This window comes from Streptococcus porcinus, from assembly GCF_901542335.1.
In the GTDB taxonomy this organism is placed as follows: domain Bacteria; phylum Bacillota; class Bacilli; order Lactobacillales; family Streptococcaceae; genus Streptococcus; species Streptococcus porcinus_A.
This window is the reverse complement of record NZ_LR594036.1, coordinates 518,772-539,427: the sequence shown is the minus strand read 5'-3', so window position 1 is coordinate 539,427 and position 20,656 is coordinate 518,772. Positions and strand designations below refer to the sequence as shown.

Annotated in this window: 17 protein-coding genes; 1 reads left to right on the top strand and 16 read right to left on the bottom strand. The window is 36.4% G+C overall.

Annotated elements, in window-relative coordinates:
• Nucleotides 1-21: 21 nt before the first annotated feature.
• The 13 genes from FGK96_RS02670 to FGK96_RS02605 all read right to left on the bottom strand — a co-directional run bounded on the left by FGK96_RS02670 (nucleotide 22) and on the right by FGK96_RS02605 (nucleotide 17,069).
• A complete protein-coding gene (locus FGK96_RS02670; protein WP_138081099.1) occupies nucleotides 22-825 on the bottom strand; it encodes an HAD family hydrolase in 804 nt (267 codons plus the stop codon).
• A gap of 160 nt (nucleotides 826-985) precedes the next feature.
• Nucleotides 986-1,825: an SDR family oxidoreductase gene (locus FGK96_RS02665; RefSeq protein ID WP_138081097.1), complete on the bottom strand. Its 840-nt coding sequence runs from the start codon at nucleotides 1,823-1,825 to the stop codon at nucleotides 986-988.
• Between the two features lie 41 nt (nucleotides 1,826-1,866).
• The gene (locus tag FGK96_RS02660) at nucleotides 1,867-2,961 is read right to left on the bottom strand and encodes a mannonate dehydratase (protein ID WP_138081095.1); all 1,095 of its coding nucleotides are present in this window, start codon (nucleotides 2,959-2,961) and stop codon (nucleotides 1,867-1,869) included.
• A gap of 18 nt (nucleotides 2,962-2,979) precedes the next feature.
• Nucleotides 2,980-4,380: a glucuronate isomerase gene (gene uxaC / locus FGK96_RS02655; RefSeq protein WP_138081093.1), complete on the bottom strand. Its 1,401-nt coding sequence runs from the start codon at nucleotides 4,378-4,380 to the stop codon at nucleotides 2,980-2,982.
• Between the two features lie 13 nt (nucleotides 4,381-4,393).
• Nucleotides 4,394-5,011: a bifunctional 4-hydroxy-2-oxoglutarate aldolase/2-dehydro-3-deoxy-phosphogluconate aldolase gene (locus FGK96_RS02650; RefSeq protein WP_138081091.1), complete on the bottom strand. Its 618-nt coding sequence runs from the start codon at nucleotides 5,009-5,011 to the stop codon at nucleotides 4,394-4,396.
• A gap of 125 nt (nucleotides 5,012-5,136) precedes the next feature.
• Nucleotides 5,137-5,856, bottom strand: a complete 720-nt coding sequence (locus FGK96_RS02645; RefSeq protein WP_138081089.1) for a FadR/GntR family transcriptional regulator — start codon at nucleotides 5,854-5,856, stop codon at nucleotides 5,137-5,139.
• A 38-nt stretch (nucleotides 5,857-5,894) separates the two neighbouring features.
• A complete protein-coding gene (gene uidA / locus FGK96_RS02640; protein WP_138081087.1) occupies nucleotides 5,895-7,685 on the bottom strand; it encodes a beta-glucuronidase in 1,791 nt (596 codons plus the stop codon).
• A gap of 9 nt (nucleotides 7,686-7,694) precedes the next feature.
• Nucleotides 7,695-8,720 (bottom strand): sugar kinase, encoded by a 1,026-nt coding sequence (locus FGK96_RS02635; protein ID WP_138081085.1) that lies wholly within the window; start codon nucleotides 8,718-8,720, stop codon nucleotides 7,695-7,697.
• A 67-nt stretch (nucleotides 8,721-8,787) separates the two neighbouring features.
• On the bottom strand, nucleotides 8,788-10,332 hold the full coding sequence (locus tag FGK96_RS02630; protein ID WP_138081083.1) for an MFS transporter: 1,545 nt from the start codon (nucleotides 10,330-10,332) through the stop codon (nucleotides 8,788-8,790).
• A gap of 357 nt (nucleotides 10,333-10,689) precedes the next feature.
• Nucleotides 10,690-11,949 carry a UDP-N-acetylglucosamine 1-carboxyvinyltransferase gene (locus FGK96_RS02625; protein ID WP_138081080.1) on the bottom strand — a complete coding sequence of 420 codons (1,260 nt, stop codon included), beginning with the start codon at nucleotides 11,947-11,949 and terminating at the stop codon, nucleotides 10,690-10,692.
• 182 nt (nucleotides 11,950-12,131) lie between these two features.
• Nucleotides 12,132-12,932, bottom strand: coding sequence for an IS3 family transposase (locus tag FGK96_RS02620; RefSeq protein WP_197733239.1), 801 nt, complete (start codon nucleotides 12,930-12,932; stop codon nucleotides 12,132-12,134).
• 507 nt (nucleotides 12,933-13,439) lie between these two features.
• The gene (gene metK, locus FGK96_RS02610; RefSeq protein WP_138081078.1) at nucleotides 13,440-14,627 is read right to left on the bottom strand and encodes a methionine adenosyltransferase; all 1,188 of its coding nucleotides are present in this window, start codon (nucleotides 14,625-14,627) and stop codon (nucleotides 13,440-13,442) included.
• Between the two features lie 234 nt (nucleotides 14,628-14,861).
• A complete protein-coding gene (locus FGK96_RS02605; protein WP_138081076.1) occupies nucleotides 14,862-17,069 on the bottom strand; it encodes a leucine-rich repeat domain-containing protein in 2,208 nt (735 codons plus the stop codon).
• Nucleotides 17,070-17,224: 155 nt separating this feature from the next.
• On the opposite strand from FGK96_RS02605, the gene birA reads away from it, so the two are divergent.
• Entirely contained in the window at nucleotides 17,225-18,160 is a 936-nt protein-coding gene (gene birA, locus FGK96_RS02600) for a bifunctional biotin--[acetyl-CoA-carboxylase] ligase/biotin operon repressor BirA (RefSeq protein ID WP_138081074.1), read from the top strand.
• Here the strand turns inward: birA and FGK96_RS02595 are convergent.
• Genes FGK96_RS02595 through FGK96_RS02585 form a run of 3 tightly spaced genes read right to left on the bottom strand, consistent with a single transcriptional unit; the run spans nucleotide 18,141 to nucleotide 20,583 of the window.
• The gene (locus tag FGK96_RS02595) at nucleotides 18,141-18,344 is read right to left on the bottom strand and encodes a DUF3272 family protein (RefSeq protein ID WP_138081072.1); all 204 of its coding nucleotides are present in this window, start codon (nucleotides 18,342-18,344) and stop codon (nucleotides 18,141-18,143) included. The genes birA and FGK96_RS02595 overlap by 20 nt on opposite strands.
• Before the next feature lie 59 nt (nucleotides 18,345-18,403).
• Nucleotides 18,404-20,086 (bottom strand): DNA polymerase III subunit gamma/tau, encoded by a 1,683-nt coding sequence (gene dnaX / locus FGK96_RS02590; protein ID WP_138081070.1) that lies wholly within the window; start codon nucleotides 20,084-20,086, stop codon nucleotides 18,404-18,406.
• Entirely contained in the window at nucleotides 20,086-20,583 is a 498-nt protein-coding gene (locus FGK96_RS02585; protein ID WP_138081069.1) for a GAF domain-containing protein, read from the bottom strand. Before FGK96_RS02585 ends, dnaX begins: the two co-directional genes overlap by 1 nt.
• Nucleotides 20,584-20,656: the final 73 nt, after the last annotated feature.

The window sequence follows — 20,656 nt, the reverse complement described above, 5'->3', positions numbered from 1 at the left end:
CTATCCTTTCTGATTGTTGAGTTATTCTAGATTTTTCCAGAATTTCTCTTTTAACTGTGCTAATTCAATCTTGTCTAAACCTGTGCTAATAAAGGTATCCGCAATTTTTTCTTTCAGCGTCAGCCAAGAATATTTTTCGTGACCAACTAAAATCGGATAAAATGAGACATTATTTATTTCTGCTGCAGCCAGATCACCTGGAGAATCGCCAATCATTAGAATTTTTGATTTGTCATAGCCCTTAGTGATAAGTTGAGCAATAACATCTTCTTTCTTCCCACGATCTTGACAATAAAGGTCAGTAACATAGCTCATAAGCCCTTGATCCTTCCATTCTTCTTCTACAGCTTCTTTGTTAGCTGAGCTAACAACAAAGACTTCTCCAACCTGGTGCAATTTTTCGAGAGCGTCTTTAGCACCTTGGAAGGCTAAAGCTTGACCTTCATAATTTTTAATTTTGGCATTGACTTCATTTGACCATTGTAAGGCTTTGATTAAATCCTGACTACCTTCTTTAGCAATCTCGCTTTCTAAAGATTGATTTGATAATGACTTTGTTGTCTCAACCCAATTTTTTAAAGCGGCAATATCAGAAACCCCAGCAAATTCCAACCCCATCACCAAACCAACGAATCGGTTTACCCCTCTCGTTTTAGAAAAGAGATTAATGCGATCCCATTCTTGCAAAAAAACTTCTCTGTCAGTAACTTCAAAAACGTCTGCAGCTAAAGGGCCAAAAAACAACTGGTGTTTATAGGTCATGGTATCCATAGCACAACCATCTGAATCTACACAAAAGACATACTTTTGCTTTTTACTTGTCATACGAACCTCCCACTATTTACGTGTAAACTAATTGCCACACGATAGTATGTCTTGATATTTTAAATGTCACAAACAAGGTAAAAAGGTCTCTACGCCTATGACCTTTTCCCTTAAATCTCACTAGTAAATCAAGAACAACTTCATTATCCTTATAATGTCTTTAAACACCAGAGTAAGCAGCAAAGCCACCATCAATTGGCAATACAACTCCATTAACGAAACTTGCTGATTTCTCATCAGCTAGGAAGAAAAGGCCACCAATAAGTTCTTCAGCCTCTCCAAATCGTCCCATTGGCGTATTATTAAGGATTTTCTTAGCACGCGCTGTTGGTTGACCATCTTCAGAGAAGAGTAAGCCCCGGTTTTGGTTAGTAACTAAGAAACCTGGAGCGATAGCATTGCAACGGATACCAACCTTAGAGAAGTGAACGGCCAACCATTGCGTAAAGTTGCTAATAGCTGCTTTAGCTCCTGAATAAGCTGGAATTTTTGTTAGTGGTGTAAAAGCATTCATTGATGAAATATTAATAATGTTGGCACCAGGGCGACCAACCATGTCCTGAGCAAAAACTTGTGTCGGAAGAAGGGTTCCTAAGTAGTTTAAGTTGAAAACAAAACTGATTCCCGCTTCATCTAAATCAAAGAAAGATTTTGTTTCAGATGGTAAATCCAATTCATGAAATTCATTATCAGTTGTTGCTTTAGGACTGTTTCCTCCAGCACCATTAACTAGAATATCTGTCGGACCTAAATCATTCAGAACAGCTTGACGAACTTCCTCTAAGTTTTCTTTTGAAAGAACATTCGCCTTATAAGCTTTTGCAATACCGCCTTCGGCTTCGATCTCATCAACAAATTTTTGCGCTCCATCTTGATTTAAGTCTAAAAGGGCAACTTTAGCACCAGCTTTGGCAAACTCTTTAGCCATAAAACCACAAAGGACTCCACCTGCACCTGTAACAACTACAACTTTATTATTAAAATCAATTACTCTAGACATATTCTTTCCTCTCATATCTGGCTTTTGCCAATTAAACACTCTTAGTTATGACCAACTGTTTTATCTTTTATTCCAAAATCAGGCATTTTTCCTTCAGCTCTCATATTTGCCTCATACAAGCCGTTAAAATAGGTAGCACCCAGAGCACGATCAAAGAGTCCGTAACCCGGTGTTTTGGTTTGGTCTCCCCAAATACGACGTCCATGGTCTGGACGAAGTGCTCCCTGCCAGTCATAATTGACCAACAGTTTAATAATAGCATTCATATCAACATCACCAGCTTGAGATAAATGAGCTGTTTCTTGGAAGCCCCAATCACCAGCAGTCACATTACGCGTATGCATAAAGTTGATACGATTGCGTTTTAAAGCATACTCTGTCATCGCAATGACCGCATTTTTAGGATCTGATGCATAAGAACCTACACACATGGTAATACCATTATTTTCTGAATCATAAATATCAAGGAAACGTTCAATTGCTTCTTGACCAGTAATAATACGAGGAAGACCAAAGATACCATATGGAGGGTCATCAGGATGAATGGCCATTTTAACCCCCGCAGCTTCAGCCGTTGGCATAATGGCTTTGATAAAATATTCCAAGTTAGCCCACAAATCTTCTTCCGAAATATTATGGCGATAATTTTCGATAATAGCCTTCATTTCTTCTTTTGAATAAGAAGAATCCCAACCTGGCAAGTTTAAATCATCAGCCACTGGATCCACACCTTCTAAGTCGGATTTAAGGAAGGCTAATGAAGTAGATCCATCTGGAAGAGGATGATTAAGGTCTGAACGCGTCCAATCAAAGACTGGCATAAAATTATAACAAACAACCGGAATTCCAGCTTTACCAACATTTTCAATTGAGGTCTTATAATTCTCAATCAATTCATCGCGGTTAGCTTTACCCTGTTTAATATCTTCATGAACAGGAATAGACTCAATAACTGTGATTTCAAGGCCTGCATCTTCTACCATTTTTTTAAGCTCAAGAATATTTTCCAAAGGCCAAGCCTGACCAACTGGTACATCATAAACAGCCGTTACAATTCCTTGCATTCCTGGAATAGCTTTAATTTCTTGAAGCGATACAGGATCATTTTTCCCATACCATCTAAATGACATTTTCATCGTTTTTCCCCTATTTTCTTAGTTCTTAAAGTAAGCTTTTGCATTGTTATAAGCAATATCCTGAACCATCTGACCAAGTGCTTCATAATCCTCTGGAACTTCGCCTTGGCTGATCCATTGACCAATGTAACTTGCAAGTATTCGTCTGAAATAATCATGACGTTGATATGACAAGAAGCTACGCGAATCTGTTAACATCCCAACAAAATTAGCTAGCATCCCTTGTTCTGCCAAAGCATCCATTTGACTAATCATACCAAGCTTAGTATCAGCGAACCACCAGCCGGCCCCAAATTGAAGGTAAGATTTGATCCCAGCTTCATTAGCCTGGAAATTAGCAAGTGTATTAGCTACCGTAATGTTATAACTTGGATTTAGGTTATACCAAATCATTTTTGGCAAACCATCAGTCACAGTCAAATGATCTAAAAGTCGATTCATATTAGCTGCCAAAGCAGTTTGATCCCCCATAGAATCTATCCCAATATCAGCACCAAGTTTTTGATAAAGGACAGAATGATTATTACGAAGGGCTCCAAAGTGAACTTGAGTTACAAAGCCATAAGTTTTATAAAGTCGACATAGCTCTGAAAAAACAGCTGTTTGCCATTGACGGATGTCCTGTTGACTTACTTGCTGGTTTTGAATACCTTTTTGGAGCAAACAATCAAGTTCAGATTGCTCAGCACTTTCAAAGACAATTTCTGTAAAACTGATATCACTTGCTTTACAACCATGGTCTGCAAAATAAGCAACACGGTCTTCCAAAGCACTAATGAATGTTTGGAAATCTGTAATTGTTTTGCCAGTCAATTGACTCAAGTCTTTGACAAAGCTTGAAAATTGCCCGTGCTCAATAAATGCTTGATCTGGTCTAAAGGTTGGAGCAACAATAGTTGAGAATGTCTTATCATCAGTTAATTTTTGATGCCATTTCAAATCATCTAGAGGACTATCCGTTGTTCCAATAAACGTTACCTTACTATCAGCAATTAATTTTCTTGGGCTGATTTGATGCCTTACTAAATACTCATTTAGTTGATGATACATCTGTTCAGCATTTGCTTCAGTCAATGGTTCACTTATACCAAAGATATTTTTCAACTCCATTGCTGACCAATGATAAACCGGATTGCCATAAGCTCTTTCGATTGTTCTTGCAAATGCTTTAAATTTGGCTAATTTGCTAGCAGAGCCTGTAATCTCATCTTCTGAAACACCATTCGCTCGCATCAGTCGCCACTTGTAATGGTCGCCGCCCAGCCATAAATCAACAATATTATCATAAACGTTATCCTCGAAAATTTCTTTTGGATCTAAGTGACAATGATAATCAAAGATTGGTTGATCCTTAATCTGCATATAAAGCTTTTCGGCTGCTTCATTTTTTAACATAAACTTATCATCGTTAAAAACCATACATTTCTCCTTATTAGTTAAGAGCTGAAACAAAGGCTTTAGCAATTTCTGTAACGCTTTGATAGCCTTGACTTGCTACATTCCTTGATAATGCCGATCCGACTCCAACTGCAACAGCTCCAGCTTTTTTCCATTCAGCAACGTTTTCTATAGCCACTCCACCTGATGGCATGAGATCTACTTCTGGTATTGGGCCATGGATATCTTTAATAAAGCCAGGTCCTAAAACACCGCCAGGGAATAATTTAATAATAGGACATTGAGCTCTCATAGCTGTTACTACCTCTGTTGCAGTAGCACAGCCTGGAAAGTAATAGACATTGTTATCAACCGCTAAGCTTGCAATCGCTGCATCAAAGTGAGGACTGACAAGGAACCTTGCTCCAGCATCAATAGCTTCCTTAGCCAAGTCAGTTGTCATTACCGTTCCAGCTCCAATGACAACATCTTTAAAATTCTCAAATTCCTCAGATAAATCTTTAATCACTTGAGCTGCATTAGGCGTTGAGAAAGTTATTTCAATATTACGAATACCGCCTTTAATAGCGTATCGAGAAATATTGATTGCATCAGCTTCATCCTTACCACGAACCACAGCAAAGAAGAAATTATTTTTTAAGATGTCTAACATTTTGGCCTCCTATTTTGTAATCGTTACCATAATTACATTATAAAAGTCATCAGATGAATTGTCAAGAATTTTACTTTAAAAAAAGAAAAAAAGATCAGATGAACTAATCTTCTTTTCATTATTTATCACTTTTTAGAGGATGGTAAACCTTGAATATCAATTTTCTTATCAAACCAATCATTCAACACCGACTGTCTAACCGTAAGAACATGAGACATCATGCTATCGTACGCAGCTATAGGATGCCTTGATTGAATGGCCTTTAAAATATTTCGGTGAGCTTCAATACTTGTTTTTTTCATCTGACGATTTGTATAGTCTTCATTGATGATTTGAATAGATTGGTTAATAACTGGAATTAAACTGGAGACTGCAATATTGCCACTCATTTCTGCTATCATACTATGAAACTTGACATCTAATTCAAGATGGATTGGATCATTTGCCTCCAATGCTTCTTCAATTGCATAGACAACTTCTTCTAAACGTTTAATATCCTCATCATCAGCAAATTGTGCAGCTCTTTCTGCAATCCGCGGCTCCAGCAGATAGCGTAATTCAAATAAATCAGTTGTTAATTTTACACGATCTTTAACAAATGCAAAACCAAAAGGATCCTCTGCAACGCCTTTTTTGGAACTAATATAAGTACCCGAACCCTGTCTAACCTCCAAAATATTTCGTGCAGCAAGACTTCTAACGGCTTCACGTACTGTACTTCTTCCAACATCAAGATCTTGGGCTAATTCATACTCGTTTGGAAGTTTAGCACCTATAGGATATTCCCGCTCTAGTATCAAATGCATTAAGCGATCCGCCGCTTGTTCTACTAAGGGCCTAGCCATTTCATCACCTCTTCTCATTTACCTATTTCTATTGTACACTATTTCTTTTTGTAATGGTAATTAGGAATAGCTTTCCAGCGTTCTTTAAAATCTCTGACGACTTGTTTAGGCTGACGATTTCTTGAAAACAGACCTTTATGATTTCCTTGAACACGTAAGATCATCAAATTAGTTTCAAAATCAGCAAAATTCCAAACTTGCTCACCAACTAAGTTTGGTATGCTGTCAAAAACACTATGGGACATCTCATAAAAAGCAGATTGAAATTCTTCCGTATAGGGAACAGCCCAAGAGGAATGTAATCCTGGCAGTGTATCTGCTCCGTACTCTGTCATGATAATCGGTTTTTCAGGGAATTTTTCTTGCCAAGCTAGCAATTCCTTGCGTAGCCCAGCTTCCCCTTTTTTCAAATCTCCATGGTCAACATACCATGCGTAATAGCGATTTAAGCAGACAACATCTACCAGATCCATGACCTGGTCTTTATCCGGAGTAGCCATCATAATGTTAACTAACGTTACTGGTCTTTTTTCTGGGTCTAATTCTCTATATAACTGAACTAAAGGTTTGAAGTAATCGCGAGCACCTTCTTCGTGGCTCGCAGGTTCATTTGCCACAACCCACATCACTACCGAAGGATGATTTTTGTCACGCTTAACCAACTCTCGAATAGCTTGTTCATGCGCTCCTTTAGTTTTCATAACATTCCAAGTTCCATTATCTTTATCATCCAAATCAAGTGAAGCCATAAAGTTATGGAATAAGCCTACGGCAGGCACTTCATTAATAACTAAAATCCCCATTCTATCCGCCAATCTCATCATTTCCTCAGAGTAGGGATAGTGCGAAGTTCTAAAAGAATTGGCTCCAATCTCTTTTAAGAGATTTAAGTCCATTAAATTAGCTGCTTCATTAAGGCCACGCCCATTAATAAAGGTATCTTCATGCTTTCCAAACCCTTTAAAATAGACAGGCTTATTGTTAATTAAAAATTGTGCATCTTTCACTTCAATCTTACGTAAACCAAAAGTTTCTTCAAAAACGTCAGATAGACTACCATCACAAAACGTTTCGATACGTGCCGTATAAAGATAGGCATCTAGAACTTCCCACAAGCGAATCTGTTCCAAATGAATCTGACCTGTTAAGGATTCCGTAAGAATATTTTTATCCTCATCTAAAATGCTAATTTTATAGGAATCAATGGGCTTGCTAGTACTAATAGTAACTTCTATATCTGCAGATTTTAAATCATCTGAAAGAACAGCGTTAATGACAATATCAGAAATATGATTTTTAGGTCTAACAATCAATTTCACCGGTCTATGAATCCCTGCATAGTTAAAAAAGTCAAAGTTTTCCTTAACTACTTTTTTAATTGAGCCATCTTCAATGACTTCTTCTGAATAGTTACCAACAGGTAGTGTCGTGTAGTCTAAACAATTATTAACACAAACTGAAAGTTTAATCTGACCTTCTTGGTAATAATCATCTGGAATAACAACTTCAAATGGAGTAAAGCCACCTCTATGTTCTCCTAAAAAAGTTCCATTAACATAAACTTTAGCATGATGTGTAACTGAACCAAACCGAATTACTAATTCTTCAGCATCTGATACAGATGGTAAATCTACCAACCGCTCATACCAAAAATCACCAATATAATTTCGTTTTTCTGTATCAACAATGACATCATTAAAGGAACTAGGAACAACCATCAGTTCCTCTGAACTTAATAGTGTCTTTGGATCATGGCTCCCCAAAGTAAAATTCCATACTCCATTTAAATCATAAACACTTCTTGTTTTTGTCAACAATGGATATAACATTTTTTCTCCTTATCTTTTTATTTCATGTGAGTTTGAATATAATAGTTGCTCAATATCATGAGTAGTAACAACGTTAATATCACCCTCAATAGTGTGTTTAAATTTAAAACAAGCCATAGCCGTTTCAAGGGCTAATTGTGGTTGACCTTTGCTTAATAAACCATGGATTAAGCCCGCAGTAAAAGCATCTCCAGTTCCAACACGATCTAACACTTGAATACCCGTTTTCTCAGTTTTATATAATGTTCCATTTTGAAAGAGAAATGCTTTCAATTGGTATTCATTAGTATGAGTGCTTTCTCTCTGGGTAAAAGCTATCGATTCTAACTGATATTTATTTGCAATTTCTTTCACTATATGAAGTAAGAGCTTTTCATCACAATATGGCCTCGCCAAACCTAGTTCATCTTTCAAGTCTTTATTTTCACCCTCTAGAACAATCGGTTCAATGCCGACACAAACATTAGCGAAGCGTATAAGTGATGATAGCTTTTGACGAGCTTGTTGAAAAGAGTCCCATAAACTAGCTCTAAAATTTAAATCAAATGATACCTTTACCCCTAGCGATTGTGCTTTTTTCATCAAAAATTCAGTAATAGAATATAATTCCTCTGTTAGAGCAGGTGTAATCCCCGACACATGAAACCAATCTACGTCCTTAAAAACTGCTTCGAAATCAAAGTCTGTCAAACGACTTTCCCAAAAAGCGGAATATTTACGATCATAAGTTACCCTGCTAGATCTGATTGAAAAACCTTTTTGGTAGAAATATAAACCAAGGCGGTCACCTTTTTTTATAATAAATTCCTGCCCAATTTGTTTTGAAAACAAGAACTGTTCTGTCATACGTCCCAAGTCGTTATCAGGAATAACTGAAATTAAAGAAACATCATGACCTAATTGCGCCAGCGTTGCTAAGACATTTAACTCCGAGCCTCCAAACTGACAATCTAACTGATTAGCTTGGGTTAAGGTTTGATATTGTGGTGGACTTAATCTCAGCAGAATCTCACCCAAAGAAAGTACTTTTGTCATAAAAACTCCCTAATTATTCTTCAAAAAAAGAAAACAGCAGCACCATCGGCACAGCTGTTCCAGTAAACTAATCTTTATCAATAGGATATTGAGTCACATCGACATAATCCATATCAGTTAACGGAACGTTTTTAGCAATTGCTTTAACACGTTCATCACTTGAAGCTGATTTCATGATTTGAATTTTTTCTTGAATACGAACCATTTCTTCTTTATCTAGTTTATAGAATTTCATCAATACTAAAGCTACTAATAAAGAGATAAATGGAATACCTACTAATAAGATAATTGTAGCCATTTTTAACTCAGGTGTCAAAGGTGTTTCCATTGTTGGATAAGCCTTAGAGAAACCAATTGTGGCTAAAATCGCACCGACCACCATTGGTGCAAAAGATGATGCGATAGAATCTGTTAGCGAGAAAATTGTTCCTATCATACCAGAAACATAGCGTCCTGACTCAGAAGTTTCATAGTCAGAGATATCAGCACCCATAGTTAAAACAAGTCCTGCTGGTGCTTGACTAATATAACGAGCACACATATAAGTGATAATGAAACAAACTGTGTAAAGATTAATATTCGTTAAACTTAAAGACCCTTGCTTACCAAAGTAAAGTACTACACCAAATGCAAGAAGTGAGATTAAAGCTAATTGCAATGATTTAATATAAGAGAACCGTAAACCTTTTTTACGAGCAATGTTTGAAATCACAATATTTAGGAGCACTCCTGGAATAACAAAGAGCAATGAAAAATGTCCTGATAAAGCATAATTACCAAATAGGATACCGTAGAGCATTACCATAACAACAGAATCACCAAAGAATTGAACAGTGAATTTTACTAAAGCGGCAGCTATAGAAAGAACTTGTAACGGTTTATTACCTTTAATTACTTTCCAGTAATCTTTTAGCTGTGTCTTCTGTGTATTTTCTCCAAGACCAAAAAATTCTTTACGGTCTTTTGACCAAATACCAATAACTGCGAGGGTAGCCAATACTGCTGAAATAATAATTGTGCCATAAATAAGGGCATTGAAGAATTGAGGAGTGAAATTACCAAATTTTGGTACTAAGAATGAAGAAACAACAAATTGTCCACCCGTCATCAGTGAGGTCGTCATAACAGCATCTACAATATTAAAAATTGGGCGTTGCTTAGGGTCGTTAGTGAGGGCTGTTTGTCCTGCTTTAGTAACGGTTTGTTGCATAGAATAACCGATTTTATGAATAATTAAAACAATGACAAACAATGGGAAGCGAATGTTTTGATCAACATTGCTTAACGCTAATAGGAAGATTAAAGATAAGGCAGTAATGACATTACCTAAAATTAAAATAGGACGGTACTTACCAAATTTTGTTTCTGTCTTATCAATAACAATACCGATAGCGGGGTCAATAAATCCATCAAAAATACGAATGTAACCCATAATTTGACTAACAAAAATAGCTGCTAGACCTAAAATACCCGTTGAAAAGTAAGTCACAAACATAAATGTAAACAGATAGATATTTGTGGATGCATTATTAAGAGCAAAAAGAACTAATTCCCAAACTTTCGCTCGATTATAACTTACCACTTCTTCCCTGTATTCAATTGTTTTCTCCATCAGAGAAACCTCCTTTTTCACCACCACTTTTGGAAGCGTTTTTATTTACATTTTTTATGATACTATTCATCTGATGTATTGTCAATAGAATTTTAGAATTTTTATATTATTTTACTTATTTTTTTGTTTTATTAGATATACTACTTATAATATACATTTATATGTTAAAATTCATCTGATAACTTAAAAATGATTTTCAGATAAAAAAGTCAATTTGTTCTTGAATTCTCAAAAAGAGACAGAATATCTCAAACAATTCATAACCATATAATTCTAAAGTTGCTTATAAGTCTCTCTAAAACCTAAAAAGCTTGTCAATAATGCTAAGTTAGCATCTATTGAACAAGCTTCATTTATCTATTCTTCAATTAATTCAATATCGGCACCAAGTGCTTTTAATTTTTCAATAATTTTAGCATAGCCACGAAGGATAAATTCAATATTATGAATTTCTGTTCGTCCTTCAGCCATCAAACCAGCTGTCACTAAAGCAGCTCCAGCTCTTAAATCAGTTGCCTTAACTTGAGCTCCAGTCAATTGATTTGGTCCTTGAAACACAATTTGACCACCCAATATTGAAATATTAGCACCCATACGAGCCATTTCAGGAACATGATTGACACGTTTTTCATAGATAGTATCAATAATAGTACCTCGACCGTTCGCAGACAAGAGTAGAGGTGTCATGGGTTGTTGTAAATCAGTAGCAAAGCCAGGGTAGGGTGATGTTTTAATACTCACAGCCTTAAGATTCTCTTGTTTCTCAACAAAGATAGCATCTTCTTCAACCGTCATCCGAACACCCATTTCTTCCAGCTTAGCAATAAAACTTTCTAAATGTTCATATAAAACGTTTGTAATTTTAATACCTTCACCAATGGCTGCTGCCAGGGCAATATATGTACCTGCTTCAATTCTATCCGGAATAACTTGATGGCTCGTCCCATGGAGTGCTTCTACGCCTTCAATCGTAATAATGTCCGTACCTGCGCCTCGAATGTGTGCTCCCATGTTATTCAACAAAGTTGCAATATCAATAATTTCAGGTTCCCTAGCAGCATTCTCAATCACTGTTTTTCCAACCGCTCGAGTAGCAGCTAACATTGTATTAATCGTTGCCCCTACACTAACGGTATCCATGTAAATATGAGCACCGTGGAGGCGTCCACCCTCGGCCTCTAAATGCATATATTCACCTTCAAAGGAAACTTCAGCCCCCATCGCTTCAAAAGCTTTTAAGTGTAAATCAATCGGCCTTGGACCTAAATCGCAACCTCCTGGCAGGCCAACAGTAGCTTTCCCAAAACGCCCCAAGAGACTGCTATAAAAGTAATAAGATGCTCTTAAACTATTGATTTTCCCATAGGGCATAGCAACGCTTTTGACCTGACTAGGATCAATCGTAAGAGTCTCGTCTTGATAAAGACATTGAGCCCCCATAATTTCCATAATATCAACCAAACTATCAACATCACTGATATTAGGAACACCATCTAAAGTCACCTTTTCATCAGCCAAAATAATAGCAGGAATTAAAGCTACCACACTATTTTTTGCACCAGAGACAGCCACTTGCCCTGATAAAGGTTTACCACCATTAATAATAATTTTTCGCATACTTTCAGATCTTTCTTAAACTAGAATTCAACCTTTTTATTTTATCATAATTTAATGTGCAACACAAATGAATGATCAGACTGACTTTACAACCTTTCGGAGATAGCTATTAAAAATTCAAAAAAAAGATAGACGAACTGTCAAGCACCATTTATAATGGACAATTAAAAAAAGCTAGTTATTTAGAAGTATGATTTCCTAAATTCAAAAGGAGTCATACCTTTTAGTTTTTCTTGTGGTCTATCAGTGTTATACCAAAGAATATAGTCATCAATTTGATTTATTAGACTAGCCCTGTCCTCAGGAATGTGAAGTTTTAAGGATTCACTTTTGAGATGGGAAAAGAAATTCTCGCAACAGGTATTATCATAACAGTTACCTTTACCAGAGTGCGAAATAGCAACTCCTAGTTGATCTAACTTCTTTAAGTACACTTTGTTAGGATATTGGAACCCTTGATCTGAATGAAGGATGCATTCTTTTGTTGTATTCCAATCTTCATCAAACACTAAGTCAATAGTCCTAAATACTAGTTGGTTATCATTGAAATCTGATATGGTATAGGCTAGAATAGAGTTGTCATATAAGTCTTTAATGACACTTAAATACATCCGTCCATGGTTGTGATTGACAAAGCTTACGTCAGCAACACACTTCTCAAGAGGGCGAGATGCTTTAAAGTTTTGGGCAAGAACGTTATAGTGGACGTGTCTTGCCTTTTCATTTATTTCACGTTGTGTCCAATAATGATATTTCTTCTGACGGATAGGTGATTTGAGCCCTAAAATTCTCATGTAACGGTATATTGTTTTATTATTACGAATGATGTTATAGTGTCTTCTTAGTTGGCTACAAACATAGCGATCCCCTTTAGGTTGCTCAGTAAAAATTTCAGTTATTGGTTTGACTAAATCTTGATTAAACGCCTTATAAAGTGGCCTTCCAGGCAACCCACAGATAATAGGAAGATCTCGGGAAACCAAAATAGTAACAATGTGCTGTAATTGAGTAAGTAGATTTCAACTTGTCTATTACTTGATATTTGTGGACTCTTCTTACTTCTTTTGAAGAGCCCGTAGTTATTTTAAAATATCATTCTCTATACAAAGATAGGCGTTTTGTTCTTCTAGAGTCATTTCTTCTAAGTCAATCTTTTTAACCTTAGGTTTTCTACCAGAGCCTCGTAAGTCTAGAGATAGGGCTGTAAGGTTTGCTTGATATTTCTTTACCCATGCCTAATCTGATAGGTGGATTTTAGTCCCTATCTTTTAACAATTGCAGGCATACCTCCACTTTGTCCACTGAGATAATCTTCAACAACTTGACGTTTAAATTCATATGAGTAACGTTGAAAGCGACTTCCTTTTTTTGCCATAGAAAAAGAACCTCCTTATAAGAACAGTATAACTTTCTTTTATACTGTCCATTATAAGCGGTTCTTTTCAAACACTCATCTATCCTTTTATAAAAATTAAAATTGCCACAAAAACTTAACTTAGTAGTTTCTTCAAAGCATCAACTTTATCTATTTTTTCCCAAGGAAGCTCAATATCTGTTCTTCCCATATGCCCATAAGCAGCCGTTTGCTTGTAAATAGGGCGTTTCAAATCAAGCATTTGGATAATTCCGGCAGGACGTAAATCAAATAATTGTCTCACTGCTGCCTCAATCCGACTCTCTGATACAGTTGCCGTATTAAAAGTATCAATTCTAACAGAAACCGGCTGGGCAACCCCAATTGCATACGCTAATTGTACTTCAGCTTTTCTAGCTAGTCCAGCTGCAACAATATTTTTAGCAATATAACGAGCTGCATAGGAAGCTGAGCGATCTACCTTAGTAGCATCTTTACCAGAAAAGGCTCCTCCACCATGGCGAGAATAGCCCCCATAGGTATCAACGATGATTTTACGACCCGTTAGACCAGAATCTCCTTGAGGTCCTCCAATAACGAACCGGCCTGTGGGATTAATAAAATAGCGTGTCTGGCTATCCAGTAAATTAGCAGGTATGACCGCTTTAATAACGTGATTAATCACATCTTGACGAATTTGTTCATTGCTAACATCAGGATCATGTTGGGTAGAGATAACAACAGTATCAACTCTGACTGGTTGATCTGACTCATCATACTCAACCGTCACTTGAGATTTAGCATCTGGCCTCAAATAGGAAATAGTACCAGCTTTTCGTAAATCAGCTAGCTTTTTAACCAACTTGTGTGACAGAGCTATAGGTAAAGGCATTAATTCTGGTGTTTCATCAATTGCAAAGCCAAACATTAGCCCCTGATCGCCAGCACCTATTACATTCAATTCATCAGCAGCTCCCTCACGGATTTCAAGAGCTTCATTAACTCCTTGCGCAATATCGGCTGATTGCTCAACTAAAGATGGGTGTACACCTACAGAATTTGCAGAAAAACCATATTCTGCTTCAGTGTAACCAATTTCTGCGATAGTATCACGTACCACACGATTAATATCAACATAGGCCGATGTCGAGATTTCCCCAAAAACATGAACAGATCCAGTATATACAACTGTCTCAGCAGCTACATGGGCTTCTGGGTCTTCTGTAAGGATAGCATCTAAAATTGCATCTGAAATTTGATCTGCAATCTTATCTGGATGTCCTTCCGAAACTGACTCAGACGTGAAAAGTTTACGTTCTGACATATAAATGTCCCCCTTTTAATAAGTTTAAACACTTGCAAGCTTAAGCCTTGCAATTTTATCAGTCTTTTAGACCAATGTGGTTAAAAAGTTACAAAGAACCAGAAAAATTATCTTTTTCTGCCTTTTCGGGACTCATTAACTTGTCTATTATATCATTTTTTTAAGATTATCAACTTGTTACCTTTGAGAAAAATGTTTGAAAGACTATAGGAAACTATGGAAAAATAAGAAAAATTACTCAGTCGCTTCTTTACTTTCCTCTTTATCATCAGTACTCTTCTCTACTAATCTAGAAGTTTCATGAGCAGATTTGTTCCCTTCAATAGAGCCTTCTGTAACAGCTTTAAAATGTTGAGCTACTCCAACCGGAATTTCTTTCTCATTTAAAGTCAACTCTTCTTTGGGTATTTGATTATGGCTAACATCTAGACTTTTAACTTGTTGATTTGGTTCTGATACCTTTAAGGTGTTAATGTCATTAGAAGCTGCACGTAAGGTTTCCAGTGATTTATAGTCGTTTATTCCCTCTAAGTTTTGTAATTTATTATCAGAAACATTTATAAATTTTAGAGATTCCTGCTTTCCAGGAATTTTCAGACTGCTAATCTTATTTCCTTGAACATCAAGGAAATGAAGTTTTTTAGCCAGCTCGATTCCTTCTAAACTTTCAATTTGGTTTTTTGCTGCAGTTAATTCTGAAAGTGACAAATTTTTCCCCAAGAATGTTAAATGTTTCAAACCACTATTGTTAACTGTCAGAGTCTCCAAATTCGGAAGGGTTAAAGTTGATAAATCAACATTACTATTTTCTGAAAGGTTTAAAACTTTTAACTCTTTCTTTCCAGCTAATGGACTCAAATCACTAAGCTTATTATTCTCAATATGAATTTCTTGCAACTTGTCCAAACCTTGTAACGGTTTCAAATCTTGAATATCATTATTACTTAATACTAAAAATTTTAAATTCGGAAGTTCTGCCAAAGGTTCCAATGATTTGATATTATTATCTGCTGCTGCAATTAAATTCAAATTTTTATAAGGCTTCAAGAAGCTTAAATCACCTATCTGGTTTTGTGAGATATCAATAGCTTCAAGCTGTGGCATATACTGTAAGAAATCATAATTTTTAACCCCTGTTGCTGTCATTAATAAACGTTTCAATTTTTTAAATTGAAGAACCGGCTTCATATCATCAATTGGTGTAAAGCCAATACCCAAGGTTTCTAAATTTGGAAGAAGAGCTAAGCCAAAACGTTTTAATGGATTCTGACGACTACCAAGGTCTAATTTATTAACTGTAGCTAACCATTTTTTCATTAGCTCCGGATTGGTTTCATTAGATGGAAATTCCGTTTCTGCTTGATGAGTTCTAACAATGTCAAGTATTACATCATCATCGAATCCCATCTTTTTCAAGGTCTGCATACCCACTTTGTGCTTTTCTAATTCCCTCTCGTGCTCAAGCTCATGAGGATCAGGGATAGGCTTACCTATTTCAATATCCTCTAACATTAAGACATGACTATGATCATGATGAGGGTACTTAAGACCAATCCGACCGTCTTCTGTCTCAATGCGTTCAATTACAGTTGAGGGTAGATTCAAAGCTTTTGCCAGGTAGTCTAGCTTAAGTTGAAAATCATCTTCTTTTTTCTCAACAGTATTGTGGTCTTTTTTATTAGCTTTATGTTCAAATTCTTCTGCAACAGTTTCCCACCCTGATTTACGTAAATCCTCAAAAGAAATCGGATGCAAATGACCGTTATGATTAACTAGAATGCTCTCCTTTGTAGTCCCAACAATACCAGTTCCATCAAATTTAAAGCCATCCGAGGTTGCATAGTCTAAACCAGAAATTCCTCTATTTTGAGGCACATAGTGTCTACTACGATGGAAGGTCTGAGAGTGAGTCAGGCCGGTGGGGGTAGTTGAAGTAAGCCCTAGACTTGATTTTAAAATATAATGAAAATGATCATCATGCCTTACGGTATAACCATTAGCATCTTCTGCAACAATATCTTTGGGATCAAAGACATAATGGTGACCTGCACCAAAATCAGAAGATTTCATCACCAGTTCGGATGGCTTACTTAGACTTGCACCCTCAGGTATCAAATAGGCAAAAGCAGTCCCCTGTAAATCTTTATAGAAAATGAAATGGGAATGATTGCCATGTTCTACTACAATCCCTGAATCAGTCCGAGATAAAATCTTTGAGTGAGCCTCTAATTTAAAACCATCACTTGTCGGATAATCAACACCTGCTGTCCCCTTTCTTTTTTTGGAAGCAGCTATCTTTTGTTTTTTTTGAACCTCAGTGCTGATTTTTTGACTTCCAGGCACAGTCTTCGATAATTCTTTAGACTGCGATAAATTAATAGCGATAGCAGTACCACATGATAATGTCAGTCCTACTATAAGTAAATATGTACGTTTTTTCATTTTTCCTCCAAAATTTTAGTTAACTAGTTAATTATATCAAAAAAGTTTCTTTTTGCAATGCTTTATTTATTTTATTATAATATTTATTTAATTAAATAAACTGTTTTTTTGAGCTCTAACTTTAAAAAGAACAAAAAATAAGCTATACTATAGCTATGAAAACATCTGAAAAAATATATACTCTTTTAAATGAATCTAATCAGTTTGTTAGTGGCGAAGTGTTGGCAGATAAAATTAATTTATCTAGAACTTCTATCTGGAAAGCTATTAAATCTTTAGAAAATCAAGGATTAGTCATTGAGAAATCGAAAGTTAAAGGCTATAAGCTCGTAAGAGGTGACTTGCTGTTACCTGGTTATATTAGTCAAGCCTTAGACTTTCCAGTGACCTTAACTGCAAATAGTATATCAACCCAGAAAGATGCTAAAGATAGTATTACAGCTAACGAGCAGACTCCCCATTTATTCCTAGCAACCAGTCAGGAAAAAGCTAAAGGTCGAATGAATCGTGACTTTTTTACATCTAATACAGGTGGTATCTACATGTCTCTTCATTTAAAACCAAATGTTACTTATGCTCAACTTAATCCCTACACACTAATGGTAGCTTCAAGTATCGTTAAAGCCATTTCCCGTTTAACAGGTATTGAAACCCAGATTAAATGGGTTAATGATATCTACTTGAAGCAAAAAAAAATAGCCGGTATCATTACCGAAGCTATTACTTCTGTTGAAACAGGCTTAATTACAGATGTTATTATTGGTGTAGGATTAAATTTCGATATCCCAAGCTTTCCTGATGAAATCCGCTCTAAGGCTGGATCCCTTTTTCAGGGAAATGCCCCCATTAGTCGTAACCAATTAATCGTTGAAATATGGAATCTATTTTTTAATATTCCTGTTAAAGACCATTTAAAAGTTTACAAAGAAAAGTCATTAGTACTAGACAGAGAGGTTTCTTTTTTAGAAAAGGACCAATTAGTAACTGCACGCGCTATTGACATTACAGATCAAGGTCATCTCATAGTGCAACTAGCCGATGGCCAACAGCAAATCTTAAGAAGTGGCGAAATTAGTCTTTCTTCTTGGTAGATCGCGTTGCTTCCAACAGACTCTTAGCAAATTTAGTGATGGCATGAGCTTTTCTTAAATCTCTTATCAACAAAAAGCCCCAAAAGCCAGCAAATAATAAATTACCTGAAAACATCGCTTCATTAAAAAAATAAGTTTCAAAGGCACAAATAATGGCCATAATTATAAATTGTCTAATTGTCATATTGGTATTCTATCAATAAAAAGAAAATTCTGCCATGAATTTTCTTTTTTTAGTAATCATTAATCCTCTATTGTTTTTATCTTATCCTTTAAGAAACCAAACTCCTCTGGAATCTCATTGGATTTTTTTTCTTCTACCGGCTCCTGTGCTTGAGCCTTCATTTGCTTGGCAAACTCCGACCTAATGTGATTAAAATCAGCCCTTGGTACTGCAAGGATATTTGGTGCAAAACCAGCTGCCTTACTCATAATATTCCCAAATATATCATTTAAATCTTGGCGGTTCATAGCTTGCTCCGCATTAAAAGCTGCTTCAAAGGCTAAAATAGCATTTTCACTATTAGCAAGAACTGGCTCTGAACCTAAAAGCAAAGCTCTATCTTGGGGAGAAATACTATCCAAAATTTCATTCCACACCGATTTTAAAGAATCTAGATATTGTCGCGATTTTTCACTCTCTTGAACAGTTTCCTCCATGATAGTCAAAATTTTCTGACGATCGACTTTGTAGGTAAAGGTTTTCCGAGAATAATTAGCTTTGCTAGCAACAGCTGTATTCGCTTGTGTTTGCGAAGTCTGTAGTTCTAAAGATGCTAAAGTTTCTTTTAACAGGGCCACCTCAGCTCGCAAATTTTCCAAATCAGTCAGTACTTCTTCTGACTTTCCCAAAGTAGTTGGAGTAGCCGGTTTAGACAAGGCGATGGTCATCATTTCAGTATAAATTCTAGGATGACTGCCTTTTTTAATTTCCGGTAAATACTTGGTAATAGTTGCAATCATAGCAAAGATAGCGTCCGTTTCAATCTGCAAATTCTCCTGAAAATGCTCTGATTGTGAATAGGTCTGACCACCCACTTTTACCACCAATAAATCTCTCAAATAAGTGAGTAAGTCCGTAGCAAAACGACTCATACTTTTTCCATTATCAAAAATAGTAGCCAGATCTGACAGTGCCGCTTGGGCATTGTGATGATGAAGGTTGAACACATAGGTGTCTAGAGCAGCCAAACTAATTGACCCTGTTATTTCTTCAGCAATAGCTAAATCAACCTGGTTTTCAGCTGATAAACTTAATGCCTGATCCAATATCGACAAGGCATCTCTCATCCCACCTTCTGCCCTTCGGGCAATCAAATCTAAGGCACCATCTTGATAAGGAATTTCTTCAGTTTCTAAAATCCAGGCAAGATGACTGCTAATGTCATTTTGTTTGATAGACTTGAATTCAAATCGTTGAACTCTTGAAAGAATCGTAGCAGGGATTTTATGAAGCTCTGTTGTAGCTAAGATAAAGACAACATTTTGACTAGGCTCTTCCAAAGTCTTTAATAGAGCATTGAAAGCCCCACTCGACAACATATGAACTTCATCTATAATGTAAACCTTATAAGTCGCTCGGCTAGGGGCATAAGTTGATTTATCACGAATCTCACGAATTTCATCGACTCCATTATTTGAAGCTGCATCAATCTCAATCACATCCTCTAAGCTACCATTGGTAATATCACGGCAGATATCACAGTGGTTGCAAGGTTCCCCATCAATTTGATTTGGACAGTTCATTGCCTTTGCGAAAATTTTAGCAGCACTCGTTTTACCCGTTCCACGTGGTCCAGAAAATAAATAAGCATGGCTAATCTTGCCTGATGAAACGGCTTGTTTTAAAGTTGTCGAAATCACCTTTTGTCCAACCATTTCAGCAAAGGTTTGACTCCGATATTTTCGATACAAAGCTTGGTACATTAATTTTTCACCCCAAATATCTCAAAATTGAAAGAGCTGTTCTCTACCAAAATTGCGACAAGTCGCTCCAGGTAGACACGATCTAACTGATCATAATCATCCACTACTGAGGAGTCCAAATCTAAGACCCCCAATAGGTGACCGTTTTTAATCATAGGTATCACAATCTCGCTCATTGCTTTGGAATCACAGGAAATATAATTTTCATGTCGTGTGACGCCTGACACAATAATGGTTTTTTCTTCTAGCGCAGCTTGACCACAAACACCTTTACCTAGAGCAATCCGAACACAGGAAACACCACCTTGAAAAGGACCTAGAATGAGCTCATTTCCATCAAATAAATAAAAACCTGAAAAAACAGAATGAGGTAAGCTAGCCATTAATAAGGCACTAGCATTTGCTAAGTTGGCCATAGCATTATCTTCATTGGCAAATAAAGCCTGCGCCTGAGCAATCATGAGTTGATAATTTTTTTCTTTTGTCGTCATATTCATTGTTCTATTATATCACAAGAAGTTTTTTTCTTTAAGTATTACCTTTGCCATCCATGATCTGAATAGCCTACTT

What these genes read in the sequence shown, in the direction of transcription:
- FGK96_RS02605 (WP_138081076.1), bottom strand. Translation starts at nt 17,069, where the DNA reads ATGAAAAAACGTACATATTTACTTATAGTAGGACTGACATTATCATGT.
- birA (WP_138081074.1), top strand. Translation starts at nt 17,225, where the DNA reads ATGAAAACATCTGAAAAAATATATACTCTTTTAAATGAATCTAATCAG.
- FGK96_RS02660 (WP_138081095.1), bottom strand. Translation starts at nt 2,961, where the DNA reads ATGAAAATGTCATTTAGATGGTATGGGAAAAATGATCCTGTATCGCTT.
- FGK96_RS02595 (WP_138081072.1), bottom strand. Translation starts at nt 18,344, where the DNA reads ATGACAATTAGACAATTTATAATTATGGCCATTATTTGTGCCTTTGAA.
- dnaX (WP_138081070.1), bottom strand. Translation starts at nt 20,086, where the DNA reads ATGTACCAAGCTTTGTATCGAAAATATCGGAGTCAAACCTTTGCTGAA.
- FGK96_RS02665 (WP_138081097.1), bottom strand. Translation starts at nt 1,825, where the DNA reads ATGTCTAGAGTAATTGATTTTAATAATAAAGTTGTAGTTGTTACAGGT.
- FGK96_RS02630 (WP_138081083.1), bottom strand. Translation starts at nt 10,332, where the DNA reads ATGGAGAAAACAATTGAATACAGGGAAGAAGTGGTAAGTTATAATCGA.
- uidA (WP_138081087.1), bottom strand. Translation starts at nt 7,685, where the DNA reads ATGTTATATCCATTGTTGACAAAAACAAGAAGTGTTTATGATTTAAAT.
- uxaC (WP_138081093.1), bottom strand. Translation starts at nt 4,380, where the DNA reads ATGGTTTTTAACGATGATAAGTTTATGTTAAAAAATGAAGCAGCCGAA.
- FGK96_RS02670 (WP_138081099.1), bottom strand. Translation starts at nt 825, where the DNA reads ATGACAAGTAAAAAGCAAAAGTATGTCTTTTGTGTAGATTCAGATGGT.
- FGK96_RS02650 (WP_138081091.1), bottom strand. Translation starts at nt 5,011, where the DNA reads ATGTTAGACATCTTAAAAAATAATTTCTTCTTTGCTGTGGTTCGTGGT.
- FGK96_RS02645 (WP_138081089.1), bottom strand. Translation starts at nt 5,856, where the DNA reads ATGGCTAGGCCCTTAGTAGAACAAGCGGCGGATCGCTTAATGCATTTG.
- FGK96_RS02585 (WP_138081069.1), bottom strand. Translation starts at nt 20,583, where the DNA reads ATGAATATGACGACAAAAGAAAAAAATTATCAACTCATGATTGCTCAG.
- FGK96_RS02635 (WP_138081085.1), bottom strand. Translation starts at nt 8,720, where the DNA reads ATGACAAAAGTACTTTCTTTGGGTGAGATTCTGCTGAGATTAAGTCCA.
- FGK96_RS02625 (WP_138081080.1), bottom strand. Translation starts at nt 11,949, where the DNA reads ATGCGAAAAATTATTATTAATGGTGGTAAACCTTTATCAGGGCAAGTG.
- metK (WP_138081078.1), bottom strand. Translation starts at nt 14,627, where the DNA reads ATGTCAGAACGTAAACTTTTCACGTCTGAGTCAGTTTCGGAAGGACAT.